Source organism: Streptomyces sp. NPDC051183, assembly GCF_040682455.1.
In the GTDB taxonomy this organism is placed as follows: domain Bacteria; phylum Actinomycetota; class Actinomycetes; order Streptomycetales; family Streptomycetaceae; genus Streptomyces.
Map to the genome: position 1 here is coordinate 198,424 of NZ_JBFBBA010000003.1, position 23,264 is coordinate 221,687.

The 23,264-nt window shown below is 72.7% G+C and carries 18 protein-coding genes; 11 read left to right on the forward strand and 7 right to left on the reverse strand.

Going from position 1 to position 23,264, the window contains the following annotated elements; translation table 11 throughout:
* Positions 1 to 19: 19 nt before the first annotated feature.
* Together AB0M99_RS04155 and AB0M99_RS04160 are read left to right on the forward strand one after the other, a co-directional pair.
* On the forward strand, positions 20 to 1,564 hold the full coding sequence (locus AB0M99_RS04155; RefSeq protein ID WP_365917091.1) for an FG-GAP-like repeat-containing protein: 1,545 nt from the start codon (positions 20 to 22) through the stop codon (positions 1,562 to 1,564).
* 122 nt (positions 1,565 to 1,686) lie between these two features.
* Positions 1,687 to 2,424, forward strand: coding sequence for a class I SAM-dependent methyltransferase (locus AB0M99_RS04160; protein ID WP_365917092.1), 738 nt, complete (start codon positions 1,687 to 1,689; stop codon positions 2,422 to 2,424).
* Positions 2,425 to 2,441: 17 nt separating this feature from the next.
* On the opposite strand, the gene AB0M99_RS04165 is transcribed toward AB0M99_RS04160, so the two are convergent.
* From AB0M99_RS04165 to AB0M99_RS04175, 3 genes are all read right to left on the reverse strand, one after another.
* Positions 2,442 to 3,050, reverse strand: a complete 609-nt coding sequence (locus AB0M99_RS04165) for a nucleoside/nucleotide kinase family protein (RefSeq protein ID WP_365917093.1) — start codon at positions 3,048 to 3,050, stop codon at positions 2,442 to 2,444.
* 50 nt (positions 3,051 to 3,100) lie between these two features.
* A complete protein-coding gene (locus AB0M99_RS04170; protein WP_365917094.1) occupies positions 3,101 to 4,138 on the reverse strand; it encodes a hypothetical protein in 1,038 nt (345 codons plus the stop codon).
* Positions 4,139 to 4,242: 104 nt separating this feature from the next.
* Positions 4,243 to 4,710 (reverse strand): LuxR C-terminal-related transcriptional regulator, encoded by a 468-nt coding sequence (locus AB0M99_RS04175; RefSeq protein WP_365917095.1) that lies wholly within the window; start codon positions 4,708 to 4,710, stop codon positions 4,243 to 4,245.
* Between the two features lie 493 nt (positions 4,711 to 5,203).
* On the opposite strand from AB0M99_RS04175, the gene AB0M99_RS04180 reads away from it, so the two are divergent.
* Entirely contained in the window at positions 5,204 to 6,784 is a 1,581-nt protein-coding gene (locus AB0M99_RS04180) for a hypothetical protein (RefSeq protein ID WP_365917096.1), read from the forward strand.
* Between the two features lie 69 nt (positions 6,785 to 6,853).
* Here AB0M99_RS04180 and AB0M99_RS04185 read toward each other — a convergent pair whose 3' ends face one another.
* The gene (locus AB0M99_RS04185; RefSeq protein ID WP_365917097.1) at positions 6,854 to 8,101 is read right to left on the reverse strand and encodes an SLC13 family permease; all 1,248 of its coding nucleotides are present in this window, start codon (positions 8,099 to 8,101) and stop codon (positions 6,854 to 6,856) included.
* A gap of 266 nt (positions 8,102 to 8,367) precedes the next feature.
* On the opposite strand from AB0M99_RS04185, the gene AB0M99_RS04190 reads away from it, so the two are divergent.
* The 5 genes from AB0M99_RS04190 (at position 8,368) to AB0M99_RS04210 (ending at position 15,907) form a co-directional block, all read left to right on the forward strand.
* On the forward strand, positions 8,368 to 9,036 hold the full coding sequence (locus AB0M99_RS04190) for a CAP domain-containing protein (RefSeq protein WP_365917098.1): 669 nt from the start codon (positions 8,368 to 8,370) through the stop codon (positions 9,034 to 9,036).
* Between the two features lie 404 nt (positions 9,037 to 9,440).
* Positions 9,441 to 12,836 (forward strand): Ig-like domain-containing protein, encoded by a 3,396-nt coding sequence (locus tag AB0M99_RS04195; protein WP_365917099.1) that lies wholly within the window; start codon positions 9,441 to 9,443, stop codon positions 12,834 to 12,836.
* 147 nt (positions 12,837 to 12,983) lie between these two features.
* Positions 12,984 to 14,204: a cytochrome P450 gene (locus AB0M99_RS04200; RefSeq protein WP_365917100.1), complete on the forward strand. Its 1,221-nt coding sequence runs from the start codon at positions 12,984 to 12,986 to the stop codon at positions 14,202 to 14,204.
* Positions 14,205 to 14,286: 82 nt separating this feature from the next.
* Positions 14,287 to 15,009 carry a hypothetical protein gene (locus AB0M99_RS04205; protein ID WP_365917101.1) on the forward strand — a complete coding sequence of 241 codons (723 nt, stop codon included), beginning with the start codon at positions 14,287 to 14,289 and terminating at the stop codon, positions 15,007 to 15,009.
* Between the two features lie 58 nt (positions 15,010 to 15,067).
* Complete coding sequence (locus AB0M99_RS04210; protein WP_365917102.1) at positions 15,068 to 15,907, forward strand: dienelactone hydrolase family protein; 840 nt, start codon at positions 15,068 to 15,070, stop codon at positions 15,905 to 15,907.
* A 4-nt stretch (positions 15,908 to 15,911) separates the two neighbouring features.
* On the opposite strand, the gene AB0M99_RS04215 is transcribed toward AB0M99_RS04210, so the two are convergent.
* Entirely contained in the window at positions 15,912 to 16,940 is a 1,029-nt protein-coding gene (locus AB0M99_RS04215; protein WP_365917103.1) for an aldo/keto reductase, read from the reverse strand.
* Between AB0M99_RS04215 and AB0M99_RS04220 the strand changes: the two genes are divergently transcribed.
* The 3 genes from AB0M99_RS04220 to AB0M99_RS04230 all read left to right on the forward strand — a co-directional run bounded on the left by AB0M99_RS04220 (position 16,918) and on the right by AB0M99_RS04230 (position 22,021).
* Positions 16,918 to 18,618, forward strand: coding sequence for a tetratricopeptide repeat protein (locus tag AB0M99_RS04220; protein WP_365917104.1), 1,701 nt, complete (start codon positions 16,918 to 16,920; stop codon positions 18,616 to 18,618). The genes AB0M99_RS04215 and AB0M99_RS04220 overlap by 23 nt on opposite strands.
* On the forward strand, positions 18,608 to 21,265 hold the full coding sequence (locus AB0M99_RS04225; RefSeq protein WP_365917105.1) for a CHAT domain-containing protein: 2,658 nt from the start codon (positions 18,608 to 18,610) through the stop codon (positions 21,263 to 21,265). Before AB0M99_RS04220 ends, AB0M99_RS04225 begins: the two co-directional genes overlap by 11 nt.
* A 75-nt stretch (positions 21,266 to 21,340) precedes the next feature.
* A complete protein-coding gene (locus AB0M99_RS04230; protein ID WP_365917106.1) occupies positions 21,341 to 22,021 on the forward strand; it encodes a hypothetical protein in 681 nt (226 codons plus the stop codon).
* A gap of 21 nt (positions 22,022 to 22,042) precedes the next feature.
* On the opposite strand, the gene AB0M99_RS04235 is transcribed toward AB0M99_RS04230, so the two are convergent.
* Positions 22,043 to 22,357: a hypothetical protein gene (locus AB0M99_RS04235; protein WP_365917107.1), complete on the reverse strand. Its 315-nt coding sequence runs from the start codon at positions 22,355 to 22,357 to the stop codon at positions 22,043 to 22,045.
* 15 nt (positions 22,358 to 22,372) lie between these two features.
* On the reverse strand, positions 22,373 to 23,251 hold the full coding sequence (locus tag AB0M99_RS04240) for an alpha/beta fold hydrolase (protein ID WP_365917108.1): 879 nt from the start codon (positions 23,249 to 23,251) through the stop codon (positions 22,373 to 22,375).
* Between the last annotated feature and the right edge of the window lie 13 nt (positions 23,252 to 23,264).

Below are 23,264 nucleotides of genomic sequence, written 5' to 3' on the forward strand. Positions count from 1 at the left end.
CCAAGGCCTCATAAACGTGATGAAACGTTCCACCCTTCTGAGTCTCGCCGTCGTCGGCGGGCTCTGCGCACTCGGACTCGACACCACTGTCGCCACGGCGGCGCCGCAGCCGCCCCGGCCCCTCGTCAGGATCCTGCCGCTCGGCGATTCGATCACCGCGGGCGCCGGGAGTTCGCACGCCGCCGGGTACCGGGCGCACCTGTGGGATCTGATGGCCGGCCAGTCCCGCTTCACGCCGGACTTCGTCGGCTCGGGTTCCGGCGGGTCCGTCGCGGACCCGGACAACGAGGGCCACCCCGGTTACACCGTCGACCAGATACGCACCAACATCGACCGGTGGCAGACCTCGGCCGACCCCGATGTGATCCTCCTCCACCTGGGCATCAACGACCTCACGTGGAACCACATCAGCCCCGCCGACACCGCGCGCAGCTTCTCCACCCTCGTGGACCGCATCGTGGCCAACCGTCCCTCGGTCACGATCGTCGTCCAGGGCCTGCTCCCCGACACCACCGGACTCGCGAGCGAGATCGAGCACGTCAACACCTACGTCAGCGACCAGGCAGCCGCCCGGCGCGCCCGGGGCGAGCGGATCCTCTACGTCCCCCCGCCGCGCCTGGAGGCGGCCGAGCTGCCCGACCAGCTCCACCCCAACGACTCCGGTTACCGCAAGATGGCCGAGTCCTTCTACGGCGGCCTGGAGCAGGCCGTCACCAACGGCTGGACCGTACGTCCTCCGGCACCGCGGGCGGGATCCGAGAACGGCGGCAGCGGGGCGGCGCGGTGGGCCGACTTCGACGGGGACGGCCGCCTCGACCTCATGACGATCGCCGACAACGGCGAGGTGCGGGCTCGGCTGAACCGGGGCGGAGACCCGGCGGGGGCGGCCGGCTGGAAGGACCGCGGCCTCGTCGCGGGCGGCATCACCAACGAGCGCGGCCGGGTGCGTCTCGTCGACTTCGACGGCGACGGCAAGGCCGACTACGTCGTCATCGGCCCCGACGGCTCCGTCAACGTCTGGCTCAACCGCGGCGGGGACAACGGCGGCGGCTGGCAGGGCATCGGCCGGGTCGCCGGCGGCACCACCAACCAGCACGAGCAGGTCCGCTTCGCCGACTTCGACGGCGACGGCAGGGCCGACTACCTCACCATCGCCGACAACGGCGCCGTCCAGGCCTACCTCAACCGCGGCGGGGACATCGGCGGAGGCTGGTTCGGCATCGGCCAGGTCGCCGGCGGCACCACCGCCGACCGCACCCGGGTCCGCCTGGCCGACAACGACGGCGACGGCCGCGCCGACTACTGGACCGTCGCCCCCGACGGCAGCATCACCGCCTACCTCAACCGCGGCGGCGACGCCCACGGCGGCTGGCGGCCGGTGGGGCAGATCGCCACGGGCGTGACCACGGACCACAACCAGGTCCACATCGCCGACTTCGACGGCGACAGCCACGCCGACTACCTTGTCGCCGGACCCAACGGCAGCCTCACCGGCTACCTCTTCAACGGCGGCGACCCCAACGGCGGCTGGACCTACATCGGCACCGTCGCCGGTGGCGCCTGACCGACACCGGTACGGAGCACGGGGATGGGCCCCGGGGCATGCGCCCCGGGGCCCTGCCTCCAGCTCTGACGGCACGGCGGCCGGGCGCACGCCCCGTTGACGGGGCACTCATCATGGACGGTATGACGACCGGATCCCGTGCTCGTTCGTTCAGCGCCGCGGCCGCACGGTACGCCGCCTCCCGCCCCTCCTATCCGTCCGCACTGCTCGACGCCGTGGAGGAGGCGGCCGGTTTCCCGTTGGCCGGTGCGCGCGTCGCCGACGTCGGGGCGGGCACCGGCATCGCGACCGCCCTCCTGCACGCGCGCGGCGCCCGGGTCCTGGCCGTGGAGCCGGGCGACGGAATGGCCGCCGAGTTCCGGCGCCGCAACCCGGCCGTCCCCCTGGTCCGCGGCGACGGCAACCGCCTTCCGCTGGCCGACGCCCGCCTGGACGTCCTCACGTACGCGCAGTCCTGGCACTGGACCGACCCCGAGCGCTCGGTCCCCGAAGCCCTGCGCGTCCTGCGACCCGGCGGCGCACTGGCCGTCTGGTCCAACGACCCCGACACCCGCGTCGAGTGGATCGCCGACCAGCAGACCCGCATCGAGGACCGTTTCGGCCCCGGCTGGTACATCAACGAACGCACGCGCCCGCATCCGGGTCTCGCCTTCACCAACCGCCGGCTGCGCTGGTCACGACGCATACCCGTCGACACCCATCTGGCCAAACTCGCCACGCATTCGCTCTTCCTGATCGGCACACCGGGAACGGGTGACTTCCTCACCGCCGAGCGCGCCCACCTGACGGCCCGCTTCCCCGACGGCTGGATCGAGGAGCACTACGTCGTCGACCTCAACCTCGCGACCCGCCGTCCCTGACGTCGGGGCGGCCGCACTCACTCCACCACCAGGTCGGCGCGGCTGCGGCCCGGGGCGACGAGGCGGGTGTTCGCCTCGTCCGACCGGCTCACCCACTGTGCGGCGTACGACTCCTCCTTGCCGTGGCGGACGTGACGGGCGATCAGCCTGCGCACGCGGAGCGTGTCGTCGGGCGCCAGGAACCAGGCCTCGTCCAGCAGCGGCCGCACCGCGGCCCACTCCCCCGCCTCGTACAGCAGGTAGTTGCCCTCGGTGATCACGAGCGGAACGTCCGGGTCCACGGGGATGCTCCCGGCGACCGGCTCCTCCAGTGCGCGGTCGAAGGCCGGCGCGTACACCACCCCGCCGGGCTCCCGGAGCCGGCGCAGCAGGGCCGCGTACCCGGCGGCGTCGAAGGTGTCCGGCGCTCCCTTGCGGTCGGCGCGTCCCAGCCGTACGAGTTCGGCCTGGGCGAGGTGGAAGCCGTCCATCGGCACGACGGCCGCCAGCCCGGGCCCCAGCGCCCGCGCGAGGTCGGCGGCCAGCGTCGACTTCCCGGCGCCGGGCGGCCCGGCGATCCCCAGGATCCGCCGCCCACCCTGCGCCGCCAGCCCCCGCGCCCGCCGTTCCAGTTCTTTCCGCTCCATCCCCCCATCCTGCCCCGGGCCGGCCCTCCGGAGCCCGGGGGCCCGCGGGGTCAGCTCCCGCAGCGGCCGAGGCAGACCCTCGGGTTCCTGCCCGGGGCCTGGGTGTCGATCAGGTAGTCCCCGTCGTAGGCCCTGGCGCCCACCGCGGCGTCGGCCCAGCCGTCCCGGTAGCGGGCGAAGTCGTAGGCGGTCGCCTTCCCCTGCCACGCGACCGTCGTGCCGGCCGTGCAGTCGACCAACTCGCGGAGCCAGCCGGTGATCTTCCGGTCGCCCTGCTGCTGGACCACGTACGCGTAGACGTTGACCTGCGCGGACTTGGTGCACCGCAGGGTGCCGTGGAGCACCGCCTCGCCCTCGGGGGTGACGCTGCCGATCCGGGCGCCCGTCACGGCGAGTGCCAGCACCGGCGGGGCGGGCGGGGCCTGGACGCGGACGGAGCCGCGGGAGGCGGCCGTACTGCCCTGGCAGCGCTGTTCGAAGCTGGCGTCGAGGGAGTTGAGATGGCCCTGCGGGGTCCAGTCGATGCTGTGCACGGTGAAGCTGCCCGAGACGGCGTTGCAGTAGCGGCCGTCGCCGGAGAAGTCGAGCCCGGGCGTGTTCTCGTGGAACGGGAACAGGGTGGCTCCGGAGTAGGTCCCGGCGGTGAGCCGTCGGCCCGCGGGGGCGCCGAAGGCCGCGTACCACCAGGTGTCACCGTCCTGGACCCGGACCTCCGCCATGTTGCTGCCGGTGCTGCGGTAGATGAAGAAGTTCTGCGCGGGCGTGCCGAAGGACCTCGTACGGCCCTGGGTGACCTCGTCACCGGAGTCACCGCTGAAGCTGAACGTTCCCTCGGACACGGGCTGTTGGATGCCGGGCAGCTCCGGCATCTCCGGCAGGTCCGCGCTCGCGGCCGTCCGGGCGTAGCGCGGGCCGTGCTCCGCCAAGGCGGAAGGCTGCGCCGCCGCGGGCACCGTCGCCGCGGCGGCGGCCGGCGTGGCGGCCGGCGTGGCGGCGGCCTGCGCGGTGCCGGTCGCGGCCGCTCCCCCGGCCGCGAGCCCCACCAGCAGTCCTGCCGTCGCCAAGGCGCGTACGACTGCGAGCCGCATCGTGCTCCGTACCATTCGGATCCCCCCTGGATGCCGCTGTCATGGTCGGCGGCAGCCTAATCAGTGCCGTGCTCCGTCCGGGGAGGTTCGCCGGATCGCGCTGCTCAGAGCCAGCCGCGCTGGGCGGCCTTCAGGCCGGCCTCGAACCGGCTGGTCGCGTCGAGGCGCTCCATGAGCGCCGACATCTGCCGTCGTACGGTCCGCAGGGAGACGCCCAGCCGCTTGCCGGCCGCCTCGTCGGTCATCCCCGCCGCAAGGAGCTTCAGCAGCACCTGTTCGCCGGGGGTGATCCCGTCCTCGGGCGTCTGCGCGAGGGCCGCCCCGAGCGGGACGGCCGTCTCCCAGGTCTGCTCGAACAGGGCGACGAGCGAGGCCACGATGCCCGGGGACGTGGTGCAGAGCGCTCCGAGCCGGGAGTTGGCGGGATCGATCGGGACGAGCGCGGTCTCCCGGTCGAAGATCAGCATCCGGGGCGGCAGCACGGGACTGGTGCGCACCTGCGCGCCGAGCCCCGTCTCCCACTGGGCGTAGGCGAGCGTCGCCCCGTCGTTCCTGGCGCTGTCCTGGTACACCGCCCGCAACCCGATCTGCCGGGCCAGGGCGCCGTGTTCGGCCGCAGGTCCGCGAACTCGGCGACGGCGCGGGACACGGCCGCCCTGCTCAGCGCGAGTTCCTGCTGCCGGCGGGCGAGGTCCTGCTCCTGACGCCGCAGGAGCTGTTCGAGACCCGACTCGGGGCTGACGGCGCGCAGTTCGCCCGGCGTGTCCAGGGAGCCGGTGAGCAGGCCCAGTCCATGACCTGGTCTGGGCGCACGCCAGGCCCTCCGACGGCCTGGAGCACCTGCGGGCCCGGCCCGCCCCGTACGGCGGTCTCGACGTCGTCCTCTTCGTCCGCGCCCGCTGCGACCGGACGGCACAGGACCAGATGCGCGCCCTGCTGGGCCGTGTGGCGGGTCCCGCCGCCACCCACGGATTCACCCTCCGCATCGCCTGATCCTCCTCGTCTCGACCTCCCGGCACCGGCCGTTGCTCCGGCCTGCCCCGACACCACCACTGGCGAACACCCATGTCCCACGCTCAGCGCCGTACGTCCGCCATCGCCCTGCTCGCGGCCGGCCTGGCCTCCGTCGTGCTGACCACGACCGTCCCCGCCCACGCGGCGCAGCCGCCGGCACCGCCGTCCACGGCCGACCGGGCGGACCAGGGCACGATCACCCCGTTCACCCCGACGGTCCCCAACCCGACGACCGCCACCCGGGCCCAGCTCGACGCGGCGGCCTCCCCGGTCCGGAAGAAGGCCTCGCCCTTCCTCGCCGCGCCGCAGGGCCTGGCGGCCGCGTCGAACGTGGCCGGCCCGATCAGCCGCGCCGAGGTCATCGCCCGGGCCAGGACGTGGGTGGCCGCCGGCGTGCCCTACAGCATGACCAACTACCGCACCGACGCGAACGGCCGCTACCGCACGGACTGCTCCGGCTTCGTCTCCATGGCCTGGCACCTCTCCTCGTCCTCGGCCAACAACTGGGGCGAGACCACCGGCACCCTCCTGGAGTTCACCTCCTCGATAGCCAAGGAGTCCCTCAAGCCCGGTGACATCCTGCTCAACCCGAACCCGGGCGCCAGCGGCCACGTGGTCATCTTCAACGGCTGGGCCAACGCCGAGCACACCCGCTACGACGCCTACGAGCAGGCGGGCAGCGTCGGCGCGGTGCACCGCGAGATCCCCTACCCGTACTGGTCCGGGCACGGCACCTTCAGCCCCCGCCGCTACGACAACGTCATCGACGAGCCCCAGCTGACGAACGCGGTGCACCTCCAGCGGATCGCACCGAACGGGGAGCTCTTCAACGCGGAGGGCGACTACGCCACCGGCCGCTGGAGCGGCTGGAGCAACCAGGGTGCTTCGCAGCTCAAGGAAGTGACGAGTACGGGAACCGGTGCGGTGAACCGGACGTTCGCAGTGGGCGGTGACAACCGCATCTACGAGAACGACGGCGACTACGCGACCGGCAAGTGGTCGGGCTGGTACGCCCTGGCCGGCTCGCCCGAGGTGAAGGCCGTCTCGGCGGCCTCGGACGGCAATACCGTCCACCTCGTCGCCATCGGTCTGGACGGCAGGCTCTACAACTCCGACCGGGACTTCGCGGGAGGCAACTGGAACGGCTGGACGGATCACGGAGGCAACGGCCTCAAGCGCCTCACCAGCGCCACCACCGCCGACCACGTGAACCACATCATCGCAGTCGACGCCAACGACCAGCTGATGGAACTCGACGCGGACTACGCGGCGCGCAAGTGGTCGGACTGGCAGGTGGCCGGCCCGGCAGGCGGCTTCCGCGCGCAGGACGTCACGGCCACCGCGTCAGGAAACACCGTCCACCTGGGCGCGATCGGCCTGGACGGCAACTGGTACAACACCGACGGCGACTTCGACCGGGGCTCCTGGAACGGCTGGTGGAACGGCGGCGGCGGCAACCTCAAGCGAGTGACCAGCGCCATGGCGAACAACGTCAACCACGTCTTCGCGGTCCGCAGCGACAACACCCTGACCGAACGCGACGGCGACTACAACACCGGCCAGTGGAACGACTGGGCCACCCCCGCGGGCGGCGGAGACGCCACGGCCCTGACCGCGAGCTTCACTCAGTAGCACCGGCTCCGTCCCGCTCCGGCACACGGCCGTGCCCGGCCCCCGAAGGGCCGGGCCACGGCCGCCGGATCAGGTGCCGATGAACCGGACGGACGCCCAGAGGGCCGCGACGGCGACGGCGAGGGCGGCCGGCGTGGTCAGCAGCCCGAGGCGGGTGAACTCGGCCAGTCGCACCCGGTCCTCGTGCTCGTGGACGATGCGCCGCCACAGCAGGGTGGCGAGGGAACCGGCGTAGGTCAGGTTGGGGCCGATGTTCACCCCGATCAGCACGGCGAGCACCGGGCCCGGTCCGGCCGGTGCCGCCAGCGGCAGCAGGGCGAGCAGCGCCGGCAGGTTGTTGATCAGATTGGCCAGCAGCGCGGCCACCGCGGCGATGGCCAGCAGCGCCAGGAGCCCGTCGCCGGCCGGCAGGACGCCGGCGAGCGCGTCGCCCAGACCGTGGTCGACGACGGCCCGGACCACGACCCCGAGCGCCAGCACGAACAGGCAGAATCCCGGCGCGGCCGAGCCGGCGAGCCTCCGCAGACTCGTACGGCGCCGGCGCAGCGCACGCACCGCGAGCACCCCGGCACCGGCCAGGGCCGCCCACGCCGGGCTCGCCCCGGCGAAGGAGGCGACCGCGAATCCGGCCAGGGTCAGCAGGAGCACCGCCAGGCTGAACCGGGACACGGGCGCCGCAGGCTCCGTATCGTCGGACCGGTCGACCGGCTTGGCCAGGTCGGCCCGGAAGAAGCGGCGGAAAGCGGCGTACTCGACGGCGATGGCGGCCAGCCAGGGCAGGGCCATCAGCGCGGCGAACCGGGTGAAGGACAGGCCGCTCGCGGTGAAGGCCAGCAGATTGGTCAGATTCGAGACCGGCAGCAGCAGCGACGCCGAGTTCGCCAGGTGTGCGGTGGCGTACACGTGCGGACGGAGGGCCGCACCGAGACGGGCGGCGGTCGCGAAAACCACCGGTGTCAGCAGCACCACCGTCGCGTCCAGGCTGAGCGCCGCCGTGACCACCGCCGCCACCGCGAAGACCCCGCCCAGCAGCGTCCTCGGGCTGCGCCCGCACCGCCGGGCCACCGCATCACCGGCCGCCCGGAACAGTCCCTCCTCGGCACACAGGTGCGCGAGCGCCAGGATCACGGCGAGGAACCCGACCACCGGCAGCAGCTCGCGCGTCTGCTGCCACGCGTCGTACGGCGAGATCACCCCCGTCGCGATGACCATGCCGGCGGCCGGCAGCGCGGCGACGGCCTCGGGGAGCCCGCGCGGCCGTACGACGGCGAAGGCCAGCACACCCAGCAGCAGGACGACCGAAAGTGACTCGGCCATGACGGTACTCAGCGCGCTCCCGGCAAACAGACTTCTTCGGCCGGATGACGGCCCGTACGTCCCCCTCCAGGATGACACCCGAACGGCTGAACGACGGACACGGCGGACACGAGGGCCGCGGCAGCGGGCGGACGCACGGCGCGCACCGGGCCGAGTGGCAGACCCGCCCCGCCGGGCGCACCATGAGAAGCGGCGCGCCGTGCCTACCCACCACCTCCAGCTCCGGGCCTCTCCGTGTCCGGTACGCGGGAGAGGAGGGAGTCTCCATGAGAATCCGCACTCCGCACGGTCCGCACGCCAGGGCCGCCGTCTCCGTCGCCGCAGCGGCCGTCCTCTCGGTGACGCTGGTCCCGACGGTCGCCGCTCCCGCCGCCGCCGAGACGGTGGACTGCACGAAGATGGGCCCCGAGGCCGATGACCTCGTCCCCTCCACCGACCCGGGCCGTTTCGGGTTCGGGACCATGTTCCAGACCCTGGCCACCGTGTGCCTGATCAACGACGAGCGCCAGCGGCTGGGGCTCTCGGAGCTGACGTTCGACTCCGATCTGACGACGGCCGCACGCACGCACCTGGACGCCTCGCTGGCCCAGAAGTGGTGGGGACCGAACCGCAATCCCCATCAGAACCCGAAGGTCTCGGGGAGCGGCGACGAACAGATCGGGCGCCGCATCAGCAACGCCGGCTACTGCTCGGACGGCAGCTCCTGGTTCGGCAGGGAGATCGTTTACAACGGCTGGGGCAGCGGAGCCGGCACCCCGAAGGCAGCCGTCAACTGGTGGCTGAACGTCAGCACGCAGGGCCACGACCGGATCATCCGCGACCCCTCCCTGACCGACATCGGTGCCGCGTCCAGGGGCGGGGCGGCCGACCGTGCGGGAGCCGGCTTCAAGGACGCCGGGACCTACGTCGTCACCTTCGGCAGGTGCGAGAGGTAGGGACACCGCGGCGCCCTGCCCGGCTCCCCCCGACTCCTCCCTGCGCTCCACGCTCTGCGCCGCTCTGCCCTCCGTCGCCCCTGCCCGGGCGACGGAGGGCAGTGCCGCGTCCGGTTCCGCGCGGAGCCGCCCGTTGCCGCTCCCGGGGGGTATCTGCATGCCGGTATCTGCATGCCCGCATGCACGTGACCGCGCCCTGCTCCCCGTACGCCACTGCCGTGATCGTTACCCCGGGCGGGTGGTTCTTCCCGGGATCTTGGTGAATTCCCGTGTCGCGGCCCCGGGCGGCCCGAGCCGTCATCGGCGCGGTGCCAGAGTCCTCTCGAACAGCGCACGGGGCCGCTGATCAGGCGGCCGCCGGGCTGGAATAGGAGAGGGATGTACAGAGCCAGAGAGCGGGACGCATGCTGAGCAATCATCTCCACAGGCGTGCCGTCACCATCGTCAGCAGCATTCTCCTCGTACTGCAGTCGCTCGTGATCCTCGGTCCCGCCACGTCCACGGCGTGGGCCGGGGAGGATCAGAGGATCGCCACCGGCGGGTTCGAGCCCCACAACGCCACCGCCAATCCCCGCAGGCCCGGCCACGTCGCCGTCATGCAGGGATGCACCGTCCACATCGACCTCAACTTCGGCCGGGACGGCTTCCCGATCACGCGGACGTCGACCGTCACCCCGTGCAACGGCGACCCGTCCCTCGCCTTCGACGCCCAGGGACGCCTGTTCGTCACCCATCTGTCGCGCGGTCTGAACACCACCCCCAACCAGCTCGGGGTCGGCGTCGCCCGGATCAACGACACCACGACGACGGGGAACCAGACCTACACCCCCGTACGGGTGAGCAACAACGGCGCCATCGACAACGACAAGCAGTGGCTGGTCGTCGACGCCAACCCCACCAGCCCGTACGTGGGCAACCTCTACATCGTCTGGACGGAGTTCGGTATCGGGACGCGGATCCTGTTCTCCCGGTCCACGAACGCCGGCGCGACCTGGTCCGCGCCGGCCGCCATCTCCGCGGCCGGCGAGGGCTTCGTCTGGCCCTCCCACGCGGCCGTCGCCCAGAACGGTGACCTCTACGTCGCCTACCACACCGACACCTGCGGCACCCCGGGCACGGGCACGGTACAGCTCCTGCGCGACGGGTCCGGCGGCGCCGACTTCGCGGCCGGCACCGTCACGCAGAAGAACGCGGCGTTCACGGCGGGTCAGGCCACGGTCACCTGCAACGTGCAGTCCGGCGCCGGCACGATCCCCGGCACCGACTTCTGGCTCCAGGGCACCGTTCAGCCGTGGATCCTGCCCGACCCGGCCCGCGCCGGGAACGTCTACGTCGTCTCCAACGACGACCCCAACAACGTCTTCGGCAACGGCGACGACGCCGACGTGGTCATCGCCCGCTCCACGGACAACGGTCAGACCTTCACCCGCGGCCGGGTCGACCACGGTCCGGGCCAGACCTTCGCCGTGATGCCCACCGCGCACATCGACCAGGACGGCAACGCCGTCGTCACCTGGTACGACAACCGCAGCGGCCGGCGCAACAACGGCACCGGGCCCAACGGGGGCAACAACTTCCTGCTGGAGCTGTACGGCACCACCAGCCGGGACGGCGGCCAGACCTGGACGCAGGACTTCCGGGTCAGCGACTCCGCCTTCGACCCCGACCTCAACGCCCCGTGCCGCTTCGACTGCGGCGCCGGCTCCACCAACCAGACCCTGCGCATCGGCGAGTACAACGGCCTGTGGTCGGTCGACGGCATCGGCTACGCCACCTGGACCGGCAACACCACCCCGCCCACGGGCACCAACCCGGCGCGGGGCAACCAGGCCACGTACTTCGACGTGTTCTCCATGGCCGGGGCCTTCCCAGACGCCCACGAGCCCAACGAGTCGATCGACCACGCCGTGGCCGCCGACCTCGGCTCGAACGAGCAGTTCAACCGGCGCGGTCTCACCCTGCACACGGCGACCGACGTGGACTTCTTCCGCGTCACCCCGCGCCACACGGGCCACCTCACCACCGAGATCCGCTTCAACGAGGTGATCGCCCCGCTCGCGGTTCGCGCGTACGACAAGTACGGCAACCGCGTCGCGACCGGCACCGTCACCACCCGGGCCGGCACCTCCACCGGCCGGCTGGGGATCCCGGTCGTCCAGGACGAGCCGTACTACGTCGTGGTCAGCGCCGCCGGGGTGGCCGACCCGACCCGGCCCGGGGACTCCTCGCCGACCGACCCGCCGCAGGGCACGTACGACCTCGTCGTCGTCAACCGCGCGGCCCCCGAGCCCTTCGCGCTCGATCTCAAGCAGCAGTCCGACTCGGGCCGCTCCGACAGTGACGACGTCACCAAGATCGCCGGGCCGGACCTCTTCCTCCGCGTGAACGACGCCGAGCTGCGCGCCGCCGGGATCCAGCTGTCCCCGCAGAACGCCTCGCCGGACCTCGGCGACGACAACCCTGGCTTCAAGGTGGCCGTGGAGCGCGACGGGGAGCGCGTCGGCTTCGCCACGCCGGTCGACCCGACGAACAAGCCGGGGCTGTACCAGATCCGCCTGGCCCCGGTCCTGCGGGAGGGCGAGAACCAGATCACCGCCGAGGTGATCATCGTCGACCCGTCCGACAACCCCCGCGTCGCCGGCACCGCCCACGTCACCGGCTCGGGCGCGGAGAGCGCGCACGCACTGGTGATCACCCTGGACACGATCGCGCCTGCCAGGCCGGCCGCGGCGCCCGACCTGCTGTCCTCCAGCGACAGCGCGGGCAGCGACGTCGACAACATCACCACCATCGGCAAGCCCGCCTTCCAGGGCGCCTCGGTCGAGCCGAACGCACTGGTCCGGCTGCGGACCACCCCCGCGGGCGGCAGCCCTGCCGTGGTCGGCAAGGACACCGTCACTCCGGCCGGTGAGTACCAGGTCGTCAGCTCGGCGCTGCGCGACGGACGGTACGACGTCGCCGTGCTCCTGGAGGACCTCGCCGGGAACGTGGGCCCGGCCTCCCCCTCCCTCGCGGTGACCATCGCCCGGCACTCGCTCAGCCTCACCGGTGCCACGGCGAACGTGCTGGTCGACATCGCCCAGGGCCGGGTGACGGGCTACCCGGGCATCCCGGGCGGTTTCGCCGGCATCCGCGGGATCCCGGTCGTCAACCTCGACGCGAACGGGCACGGCGCGGCCGTGGCGGGCGGATCGGGCGACGACCGGCTCACCTTCACGCCGCTCAGCACCAACAGCGGCCGCCTCACGCGGGCGGACTCCCGGCAGGTGCTGAACTTCACCGGCGTCACCGGTGACGTGGCGGTCAGTACCGACGGCGGTGACGACGAGGTCACCATCGTGGGCACCACCCGTGGCGACCGGATCCGGGGCGTGGTGGACACCTTCACCACGCTCCGCGTCGACGCCCTGCCGCTGGTCCGCGACCCGTCGTCGCTCGTGACGCTGCTCGGCCTGCGGATCACGACGGCGCAGACCGAGCGGATCGGCGTCCTCGCCCGCGGCGGCCAGGACAGGATCGACTTCCTCGTCAAGGACACCGTCAGCACCCAGCTCTCCGTCGACGGCGGAGACCCGTCCCAGGTGCAGCCGGAGAAGGGCGACGAGCTGATCGTCCGCGCCGGCTCTCCCAAGGGCCTGCTGAAGGAGGAGTACCCGGGCAAGAAGGGCACGGGCTCGGTCCTCGTCGCCTACCCCCACACGACGCACGCCAAGACGCGGATCGACTTCACGGACACGGAGGACATCACGCTGAAGGACCACGGACACAAGGACAAGGACAAGAGGAAGGGCCAGCACTAGCTCCGGCCCGCACGTCGGGAACATCGCGGCGCCCCGTCCCGGGTTCACCCCGGGCACGGGGCGCCGTCGTGTCAACTGGCAGACTCGGGTGCCGGGATGGTCTCACCCACGTCCCCATCGGCACCGACAGGAACGGCAGGCAGTCGCATGACGCAGAACACGGAAGCGGCGCCGCTCCCGCGGCCCTTCGACGACTCGTTCGCGAAGGACCCGCACGCCGTCTGGGCCCGGCTGCGTCAGGCCGGGTCCGTGCACCGCGTCGAACTGCCCGACGGTCTGAAGGTGTGGCTGGTGACCCACGAGCGGGACGTGCGCGCCGGGCTCCCCGACGCCCGCTTCTCCGTGAACAAGAGGCACTCCACCACGGGTTTCAGCGGCTTCTCCCTGCCCCCCGCGCTCGACAGGAACCTACTGAACGTGGACCCGGACGATCACCTGCGGCTGCGCCGCCTGGTTGCGAAGGGATTCACCCCCCGGCACGTCGACATGCTGCGGGAGAGCATCCAGGAGGCCGTCGACGGCCTGATCGACGGGGTCCTGGAGCGGATCGCCGCGTCCGGCGAGGCGGACCTGGTGGCCGCGTTCGCCAAGCCGCTGCCCCTGCGGGTCGTCGGAGCGCTGCTGGACGTGCCCGCCGCGGACCAGGACCGGTTCGCCGGCTGGGTGGCCGGCATGCTCGCCCCCCGCTCGCGGGAGGAACTGGTGACGGCGATCGGCGCGATCCACCGCTTCCTCATCGACCTCGTGGCGGAGCGGCGCGTACGGCCGGGTGAGGACATGCTGTCCGGCCTGATCGCGGCGCGCGACGAGGAGGACCGGCTCAGCGAGGACGAACTCGTCTCGCTCGCCTTCCTGATCCTGATGGCCGGGAGCGAGAACGTCCAGCACGTCATCGGCAACGGGATGCTCGCGCTTCTCACGCACCCCGAACAGCTGGCTGCCCTGCGGGCGGACCACGGGCTGCTGCCGGAGGCCGTCGAGGAGCTCCTGCGGTACGCGCAGCCCGTGCAGACGGCGATCCGCCGCTTCCCGACCGAGCCGGTCGACATCGCGGGCCGGCGGATCCCGGCCGGAGAGACGGTGCTCTTCAGCCTCGCCTCGGCCCACCGTGATCCGGCCCGCTACCCGGACGCCGAGCGCTTCGACATCCACCGGGCGGACAAGGCCCACCTCGCCCTCGGGCACGGCATGCACTACTGCCTGGGCGCGCCCCTGGCCCGTCTCGAACTCACCCTCGCGCTGGGCACCCTCCTGGACCGCGTTCCCGGGCTCCGGCTCGCCCGCCCGGCCGAGGAGCTCGCCTGGGGCACCACGTTCCGCTCGCACGCCGTGCGCGCCCTTCCCGTCGCGGCGAACGTCGTGGCCTGAGCGGCGGGCGAAGGCCCCGCGCCGCCGCCGGCCGGGGCTCATGTGACGATGACCCCGGCACACCGCACTTCATGGGGGGACCATGCACACCCGCACCACCACCGCCGCGACCGGCTTCGTTGCCGCACTGGCGGCGCTGCTCGTCCTGACCGGCTGCTCCGCACCGGGCGAGAAACGGCCCGCCGCGGTGAGCCCCGGGGCCGCCTCCGCGCCCACGCAGAGCAGCGGGACCGGGACCGGCTCCGGCTTCGAGGGGCCCCGGCCGCAGGACCAGAACCTGCTCGCGTGGACCGGCGACCCCAATGACGCGGGACACGTCACCGCCCAGTCGGCCTCCGGTGTCGGCGGGCGGGTCACCCTCGTACGGATCGTCCTGCGCGAGCAGATCACCTGGTCGAACATCTGGCTGGGCCTCGCCGGCATCGACCCCAATGCCCAGCTCGCCAACTGCTACCTCGGCGTGTACGACGCCAACGGCAGCCGGGTCGCGGTCACCGCCGACATCTCGCCCCAGCTGATGACCGATGCCATCGCCAAACCGCTGCCGCTCGCCAAGCCGTTCACCGCGGCCCCCGGAACCTACTTCATCGCCCTCCTGCTCAACGGCAATTGGGCCACCAACGCCCTCACCCTGAAGGCCACGGGGGCCGGCATCTCGGTCAATGCCGGTCTGACGCCGCCCAAACTCCGCTACAGCACCGTCCTGACGGGCCAGACCTCGCTGCCGGCCACCGTGAACCTCGCCGACCAGTCCACCAGCACCATCAACACCGGCTGGGCCAGCCAGTGGTACGCCGTCTCCTGACCCGGCACTCGGGGTAACTTGGTGTCGTCCCAGGAGCGTTGGCGGAGGTAGCAGGCCCGTGACAGCAGAGCACGAACCCATCGGCTTCACCGGGGGCACGTTCACCCATGACGGCGCCACCCGCCGGGTGCTGCGCCGCGGCACCGGCCCCGCGGTGATCGTCATCGCGGAGATCCCCGGCATCACCCCCAAGGTCCTGGAGTTCGCCGACAAGGTGGCCGCGGCAGGCTGCACGGCCGTCCTCCCGGTCCTCTTCGGCGAACCCGGCCGGGATGCCGATCCCAAGACCCGCGGCTGGCCGAACGCCGGCCGCTACCTGGCGTCGTCGCTGTGGCAGGTGTGCGTGAGCCGCGAGTTCACGCTGCTGGCCACCGGGCGTACCTCGCGCGTCGTGGGGTGGCTGCGCGCCCTGGCCGCCGCCGAGCACGAGCGCTGCGGCGGCCCCGGGGTCGGCGCCGTCGGCATGTGCCTGACCGGTGGGTTCGCCCTGGCCATGGCCACGGACGACCGGCTCCTCGCCCCCGTGCTGGCCCAGCCGTCGCTGCCGCTGGCCTGCACATCGAGCCGCGCGGGCAGCATCGACATCAGCCCCGGGGACCTCGCGGTCGTCCGCCGGCGCTGCGAACGCGACGGACTCCAGGTGCTGGGGATGCGGTTCCGGAGCGACCGGCTCGTACCCGGGGACCGGTTCGCGTACCTGCGGCGCGAGCTCGGCGACGCGTTCGTCGCCATCGAACTGGACGACAGCGCGGCCAACCCCGACAGCGCCCTCGCGCCGCACTCCGTACTGACCGAGCACCTCATCGACGAACCCGGACAGCCCACGCGGCAAGCCCTGGACACGGTCCTCGACCTGTTCCGCACCCGACTCCTCGGGGAGCCGGCCCAGGCCGTCTAGACCGTCAGGCCCCCGCGGCGTCCAGGCGGCCGAGGTGCTCCTCCGAGAGTGCGCAGTCCAGGGCGGGCAGCGAGGCCTCGTACTGGTCCAGGGTGCGCGGGCCGATGAGCGGAACGGCCCGGGGCGAGGTCTGGTGCAGCAGCCAGGCCAGTACGAGCTGATTGGGGGTCACCCCCAGTTCGGCGGCCACCTCGCCGAGCACGCTCAGCCGGGCTTCCGCGTCGGGTCCCGCGTACCGCTCCATCATCCAGTGCGCGCGGCGCTTGGCCGCGTCGTCGTAGATGCCCCGGAGGATGGGCGAGTACGCGACGAGGCTCAGGTCGTCGTGCGTGCGCAGGTAGTCCAGTTGCTCGTGGTCCACGATCGAGACCGTGTCCAGGCCCGGGCGGGGGCGCAGGTACGAGTGCTGCTGCTGGAGGGCGATGGGTGCGGGCCAGCCGTACCGCTCGCACAGGGCCCGGATGCGTTCCATGCGCCAGGTGCGGACGTTGGACCAGCCGATGTGGCGGGCCTTGCCGGACCGGACGATGCCGGCGAGGGCCTCCAGCGTCTCCTCCAGCGGCGTGGCGCGGTCGTCCACGTGGACGTAGTAGAGGTCGACGTGGTCGGTGCCCAGTCGGCGCAGGCTGTCGTCGATCGAGGCGTGCAGCGCCTTCGCGCCGGCGCCGTCGAACCGGGCCTTGCTCCAGTCCGCCCCGCCCCGCTCGGCCCGCGCCTCGTCCGGGTTCACGACGAGCGCCGCGCCCTTGGTGGCCAGGAACACCTGGTCGCGCCGCCCGGAGCGGGCCATCCAGCGTCCGAGCAGTTCCTCGCTCTCACCTCCGTGGCTGCCCGGGCGGTCCCACCAGCAGGTCCCGCGGACAGCCGATGCGTTGACCGCCCAGAGGCTAGGTGTTGGAGTGCACGCGAAGGCAAGCCCTCGGGAGCGGCGGTCCGACTCCGGTCGGACGATCACCGGCCGGGTCGCTTCTGTACGATGGCCGGGCTGATCGGGGCGATGGGGGGACCAATTGCTTTTCGAACGGTTGGGCATGGAGTGGGCGCGCCACCTGGCGCCCCGGGACGGCGCCCCGGGACGGGTGGCCGAGGGAACGATCCAGGGCGCACTGGAGGCCCTGGCGCAGGGGGAGTTGGCCGCGTTCCTCGATAACGAGCGCCGGGCGGAACTGCTGCAGGACCTGCCCGGACTGATCGACCGGGGGCGCACCGACGTCCTGTCGGGCAGCCGGGAGACCGAGCACATGGGGCGGATGCTCATCGCCCTCGGCGCCCATTCGGCCGAGGGCCTGGCGGCGGGGCACTTCCTGATCGGGTACGCGCTCCAGTTCGACCGGAAGGACGGCCGACGGCAGTTCGAACAGGCCCGACTCGCCTACCGCGACCTCGGCTCACGCACCCTGGAGGCCCTGTCGGCCCTGGCCGCCGAGGCCTCCAGGGCCGAGTCGCGAGCGGTCGACCTGTCCGACGGCGGACTCCCGGCGGCGTTCGAGAGCTTCGACGCCCTGGAGGCGGCGGACGGGGACTGCGCCCGGCGATTGGCGCCGTACATCGCCCGGTTCCGGACGCTGCTGCGGCTCACCCGGGAACTGGCCGAGGGCGCTGCGCCGCCCGCCGGGCTGCCCGATGTCACAGGCGACGAACTCAACACGCTCAGAACCGCCATGGTCTCCGCCAGGCACACGCCGGAGCGGATCGCGCCCATCGCGAGGTGGATACAGGCCCTGCGCGGTCTGCCGGCCGACTCCACCGAGGAACTCGACGGCATGGCGGAGATGTTGGGAGAGTTCCATCGCTGGGAGCCCCGCATCCGCCTGCTCCGGGACATGATCGCGCACGGTGACCGCCGGCCCGAGACCTTGACGAGGCTCGCCCTCTCCCTGCTCGAGGCCGGGAACTGGAGCGAGGCGAAGGCACTCCTGACGGCGCGCATCGGCGACCGGCCGGGGCCGCAGCACCTCGAACTGGTGAAGTTCCTGGTGATGTGCTGCGTACGCACCTCCGATCCGGACGCCGCCGCCTGGGCGACGACGCTGAAGGTGCTCGGAGGCGAGCTCCCCGCATCCGCGATGCCGCCGCCGTCGCAGGTCCGGGAGTTGGCGGCCCGAGCGGCGGGACCCCGATTACTCGCCCGGTACGAGAACGGCAGCCTGACGATCGATCCGAGCCTCGCCGGTCTGGGGCCGGAAGCGATGGCCGCGCACATGCGGGCGGCGATGATCATCGGTCTCGGCCCCGTGGAGGGAGCGCGGCTCCGCGACGACGTCGCCGTGAAGGAACCGGGCCTCTTCCCCAAGGTCGTAGAGCTGCTCCCGCCGCACCTGCGGCCGCAGTCCTCGGCCGACCGGCACCTCGCGATGGCCGAGGAGCACTTCACGAACAGCGAGTTCCGTAAAGCCGTCGCCGAGTACCGCAAGGCGATCGAGGCCGATCCGGAGCTCGAATACGCCCACCTCGGTCTGGGCGACGCCTATTACATGCTGGGCGACTTCCACCTGGCGGCGGCGCACTTCACCGAGTCCATCGCCATCAGGCCGACCCCGCAGGCGTACCGCTTCCTCGGAGACGCGGTCCTCAAGGGCCAGGGCGATCGCCGACGGGCCAGGCAGTGCTACGAGCAGGCCCTCGCGCTGGACCCCGCGTACGGCGGGGCCAGGGAGGCGCTCGCGCTGCTGACGGGCGACTCCCGCGGAGGCCCCGCCGGTGGCCGCTGACGGGAACGGCCCGACGTACGAAGAACGCCCGCACGAGGACCGCCCGTACGGGGAACACCGGGAGCCCGCTGAGGCGGCGCGCGCGAACGGCTCCGTCGGGGACATGCTCCTGCGCAAGTACCGCAGCGATCCGCATCATGCGGGGTTCTTCGAGGGCAGGCTGGAGGCCAGGCCGGAGGCATGGGGGCCGTGGCTCGCCGCGACCGAACCGGACTGCCGGGAGCCGGTCATCATCGCGGCTCAGGGGCTGTCGATCTGCTACCGCGACCGGGACCGGAACATCGACGCCGCGCTGTTCTGGGCCGAGACCCACCTGCGGCTGGCCCGGACGCTGCCGACGTGGTTCGCTCCGGGCCACAGCCGCCTGGGCCTGGGCAGGGACCACTACATCGGTGCGGCCCTCATGGGGGTCGCCAGCGTGGAGACGATGCGGGGCGCGGTCGAGCGCGCCTACGACCTGCTCCTGGAGGCGGAGCGGCACTTCGACGCCGAGCGGGACGTCCGCGGTCGGGACGGGGCCGCCGGGCGTCCCGTCGCGCAGCGGGTCCTCGGGATCGGCGACGGCCGCGAGGGGCTCTACCGGACCCTGTCCAGGGCCGCGTGGCTGGTGGGGAACGAGGGGGAGGCGAGGCGCTACCACCTCCTGGCCATCGATCACCGCGACGACGATCCGACCGTCTACGACGAGATCGACGACCTCCTCCTCAAGGGCGAGTTCCATCTGGACTCGGACCGGCCCGACGTGGCGTTGCGCCACTTCCAGCAGGCGCTCGCCCTCGCCGGGAGCGAAGAGGTGCAGCACCTGCCCGCCCAGGTCGCGAGCAACGCCCACCGGCGCATGGCGGAGGCCTACGGCAGGCTGGGGACGCCCCGGACCGCGCTGGTCATGCTGGACAAGGCCAGAACCCTGATGGCGGACAGCGGAAAGCAGAGCTTCCTCGCCCTGATCGAGGTCTCGGCCGCACAGGTCCTGCGCCGGAGTCCCCGGCTGGGCGACCCACTGGAGCACCTGCTGAGGGCCCTGGAGTACGACAGCCTGCCGGCCGCGCCGGGCGACCCGCACACGTGGGTGGCCGCGGACGGGCGCCGACTGCGCGTCGCGGACTTCAACGCCGCCTGGCCGGTCGTCCTGGATGCGGCGGGGATCCTGGAGGAACGCCGGCGGCTCTCCGACGCCTGCGAGCTGCTCCACCTGGCGGCCGGCATCGCCGAGGAGGTGCGCAGCGGGGCCGTCGACGAGACGTCGCGGATCGCCGTACAGGAGCAGCGCGGGAAGGCGCTCCTGGCCCTGGCCCGTACTCAGCTGGCCCTCGCCCGGGAGTCGGACGCGCCGGACCTCGCCGACGCGGCCTGGAAGACCGTGGAAACGCTGCGTGCGCGTACCTTCCTGGACATGGTCGGGGAGGCGGCCCTGACTCCGCCCGCGGACGTCCCCGCCGCCCTCGCCGAGCGCGAGGCCTCCCTGCTCGCCCGACGGCGCGGCCTGCGCGCCTCGGCCAGGGGCGAGGCCGAGTTCTGGTCGTCGCACCGGTCCGTCGAGCGGCAGCTGGCGGAGGTCTGGCGGACGATGGCCGCCCTGTCGCCGGCCGGCGCCGAGTACGCGGCCGTCCGGCAGGCGCGGCCGCTCTCCCGTCCGGAGGTCGCGGAGCAGTTGCGCGCGCGGCCCGGGGCATCGGGCGGCCGGGTCGTCGCGGTCAACCTGCTGTTCCCCGACGACGAGCACCTCGTCTTCCTCGCGGTGGACGGCACCGACCGCCCCGTACGCGTCGCCACTTCACGGGTCGACCGCACCCGGCTGGCCAGGTTCGCCGCCGCGAACTTCGGCTCGGCCTCCCGGGTCCGCGAGCTCGCGGCGGATCTGGAGGACCTCTTCCACCACGAGCTGTCCGAGGTCGTCGCACCGCTGGCGGACCTCTGCGAGCCCGGGGACACCCTGGTCGTCTGCCCCGCGGGGCCGGTGCACAACCTCCCGCTCGGCGCGGTGCGGCTGGGGCAGGACGTACTGCTGGCCCGCAACCCGCTCGTGATCAGCCCGAGCGCGTCCCTGCTGCGCTCGCGGGCCCCCGTGGAACGGGGGCGCGGCGGGCACGTACGCGCGGTGTTCGGCGATCCGACGGGAGACCTGGCCGGGGCCCGGAACGAGGCGCGCGAGCTGGCGCTGCGGTGGGGTGCGGCGGCCCGCATCGGCGAGCGGGCCACGGCCGACGCGCTGCTCGAAGCGCTCGGCTCGGCCGCGACGGTCCATGTCGCGGCGCACGCGGCCTTCACCGCCGAGGATCCGCTGGCCTCGGGCATCCGGATGGCCGACCGGGTGCTGACGGCGCGGGAGATCCTGGGCGTACGGGCCACGGACCTCGACCTGGTGACGCTGTCGGCCTGCGAGAGCGGCATCTACCACGCGGGCCTCTCGGAGGATCCGATGGGGCTGCCGCGCGCCCTGCTGTTCGCCGGGGCCGGCTCCGTGCTGGTCAGTCTGTGGAAGGTCCCGGACAGCGCCGCGTACCGCTTCATGACGCACTTCTACGCCGGGCTCGAAAGCACCGGGTCGAAAGCCGCGGCCCTGCGGTCCGCCTCGCTGGCGGTCCGTGAGGAGGACGGGCGGCTCGACCGCTGGGCCGCCTTCGTCCTGGCCGGCGCCCGGCTCTGACGCACGATCCGCCGCACGCCCCCACGCACGATCCGCCGCACGGTCCGACGTACGAGGAAAACGGGAAGAGCACACGTGGACGATGACGATTTCACCCTGGTCGAAGAGTTCGCGCTCGACGTGGACGAACAGGAGGACGCACGGTCCGAGTACACCGCCGCGGAGGAGCGGACCTTGCGGCTGCTGGGCCATGAGAACCGCATCGGGGTCGCGGTACGGACACCGGCGCCCGCCGACGCGCCCGGCCCCGGCCGCGCCGCCTATGACATCGGCCTGATGCTCGTGGTGCACGCCCACCCCGAATGCCGGTTCGTCTGGTCGCGGCTCGTCGTCGACCTGACGGCCACCCCGGGCGCGGTCATCCACGACATGGTCCCCGACCAGGTCGAGGACACCGCGGTCGAGGTAGAGACGCGGGTCGGTGCGGGGCTGGCCTTCGCCACGCTGTTCAGCGCCGTCGACATTTCGGCGACGCCGGAGGTGACCCGCAGGCGAACCGTCCACTTCCCGACCGTGACCGCGTCCGGGACCGGCTTCCACAAGGCGTACTGGGACTTCGCCGCGAAGGGCGGCAGCTATCTGCACTCCAACCGGGAGCTGCGACTCCTGGTGAGCGTGCCTGCCGGTGCGCCGGTCGTGGCGTCCTTCGGAGTACGGGCGCGGCTGCGCATGCCGGGGCTGAGGAACCTCGTGCCCGTACGCAAGAAGGGCGGCCTGGACTCCACCGTGGTCCTCGTTCCGGGGGCGGACGCGTAGCGCGCCGCGCCCCCACCCCTGTCAGGGCAGACGGCCCGTCCAGGTGTGGCCGTCGTACGCCGTCAGGCCCGGGGAGATCTCGAAGGTCAGCTCCTGCGCGCCCGGGCCGGTGAGGAAGCCGAAGGCGGCCGTGGCGGTGGCGCCCGGGGCCAGGGTCCCCTCGAACGGGCGGGGCAGGGCCTGGTCGTGGACCTGCCGGAGGCGATCCGAGCCCCGGTCGCCGGTCTGGGGCTGGGGCTGCGGCTCGAGCTGTGGCTGTGGCTCGGGATCCTGGTCCGCCGGCCGGGCCGTCGCGGCGGCGGACGGCGGGGCGAACGGGTCCGGGGTCTTGCTCATCTTGGCGGGAAGCCCTCAGTGGGGTGCGTGCTCCGATCGGTCCTGGTCTGCCGGTGGGGTCTCGGAGATGAACCCGCGCAATTGTTCGGCCAGCCCCGGGGCATTGTCCAGCTGGACGAGGGTCCCCGCTCCGGGGATCTCCACGTACCGCCCCCGGGGCAGCAGTGCGGCGAGCCGGCGTCCGGTCCACGCGGGCATCATCCGGTCCTCCGCTCCCCAGGCCACCAGCGCGGGCCGGTCGAACCCGCGGAGCCGTTCGGCCGCGCGGAGGTAGGTGTCCTTCTCCGTGGCCGTCAGGAAGCGGGCCAGGTCCCTGCGGATGGCCCGGTCGGTGAGCAGCGGCCCGTACCAGTGGCGCACGCGCTCATACGGGATCCCGCGCGCCGTCATGCCGCCGAGCGAGCTGCGCATCGCCGCGAGGAACGGCACGCGGAAGGTCTGGAGCAGCAGGAACAGGCCGCCGGGCAGCCGGTTGGCGGCCACGAGCGTGCGGCCCTGGATCCCGGGCGGATAGTTCTCCAGGGCTTCGCAGGACGTGAGCACCAGGCGGGCGACGCGTTCGTCGTGCACGCCGACCAGCAACTGCGCGGTTCCCGCGTCGTTCTGAACGACCGTCACCTGCCGCAGGTCCAGGCGTTCCAGGAATTCGGCCAGCAGGTTCGCGACACCCTGGGCGGACAGGTCGGCGTCCGGCCGCATCGGCCGACGGTGGCTGCCGAGCGGGAGGTTCGGGACCACGACGCGGAAGTCGCCGCGGAGGAGGGCCACGAGGTCGTCCCAGACCGTTCCGTCGAAGGCGAGCCCGTGGACGAGCACGATCGTCTCCCCCGCACCCCCGGCCGTTCCCGTATCGGTGTACTCGATGGCTCCGGCACTCAACTCGACTTCCGGCACGCGCCCTCCCCCG

Coding starts and splice junctions, on each gene's coding strand:
- AB0M99_RS04155 (WP_365917091.1), top strand. CDS start 20: ATGAAACGTTCCACCCTTCTGAGTCTCGCCGTCGTCGGCGGGCTCTGC.
- AB0M99_RS04160 (WP_365917092.1), top strand. CDS start 1,687: ATGACGACCGGATCCCGTGCTCGTTCGTTCAGCGCCGCGGCCGCACGG.
- AB0M99_RS04165 (WP_365917093.1), bottom strand. CDS start 3,050: ATGGAGCGGAAAGAACTGGAACGGCGGGCGCGGGGGCTGGCGGCGCAG.
- AB0M99_RS04170 (WP_365917094.1), bottom strand. CDS start 4,138: ATGCGGCTCGCAGTCGTACGCGCCTTGGCGACGGCAGGACTGCTGGTG.
- AB0M99_RS04180 (WP_365917096.1), top strand. CDS start 5,204: ATGTCCCACGCTCAGCGCCGTACGTCCGCCATCGCCCTGCTCGCGGCC.
- AB0M99_RS04185 (WP_365917097.1), bottom strand. CDS start 8,101: ATGGCCGAGTCACTTTCGGTCGTCCTGCTGCTGGGTGTGCTGGCCTTC.
- AB0M99_RS04190 (WP_365917098.1), top strand. CDS start 8,368: ATGAGAATCCGCACTCCGCACGGTCCGCACGCCAGGGCCGCCGTCTCC.
- AB0M99_RS04195 (WP_365917099.1), top strand. CDS start 9,441: ATGCTGAGCAATCATCTCCACAGGCGTGCCGTCACCATCGTCAGCAGC.
- AB0M99_RS04200 (WP_365917100.1), top strand. CDS start 12,984: ATGACGCAGAACACGGAAGCGGCGCCGCTCCCGCGGCCCTTCGACGAC.
- AB0M99_RS04205 (WP_365917101.1), top strand. CDS start 14,287: ATGCACACCCGCACCACCACCGCCGCGACCGGCTTCGTTGCCGCACTG.
- AB0M99_RS04215 (WP_365917103.1), bottom strand. CDS start 16,940: ATGCCCAACCGTTCGAAAAGCAATTGGTCCCCCCATCGCCCCGATCAG.
- AB0M99_RS04235 (WP_365917107.1), bottom strand. CDS start 22,357: ATGAGCAAGACCCCGGACCCGTTCGCCCCGCCGTCCGCCGCCGCGACG.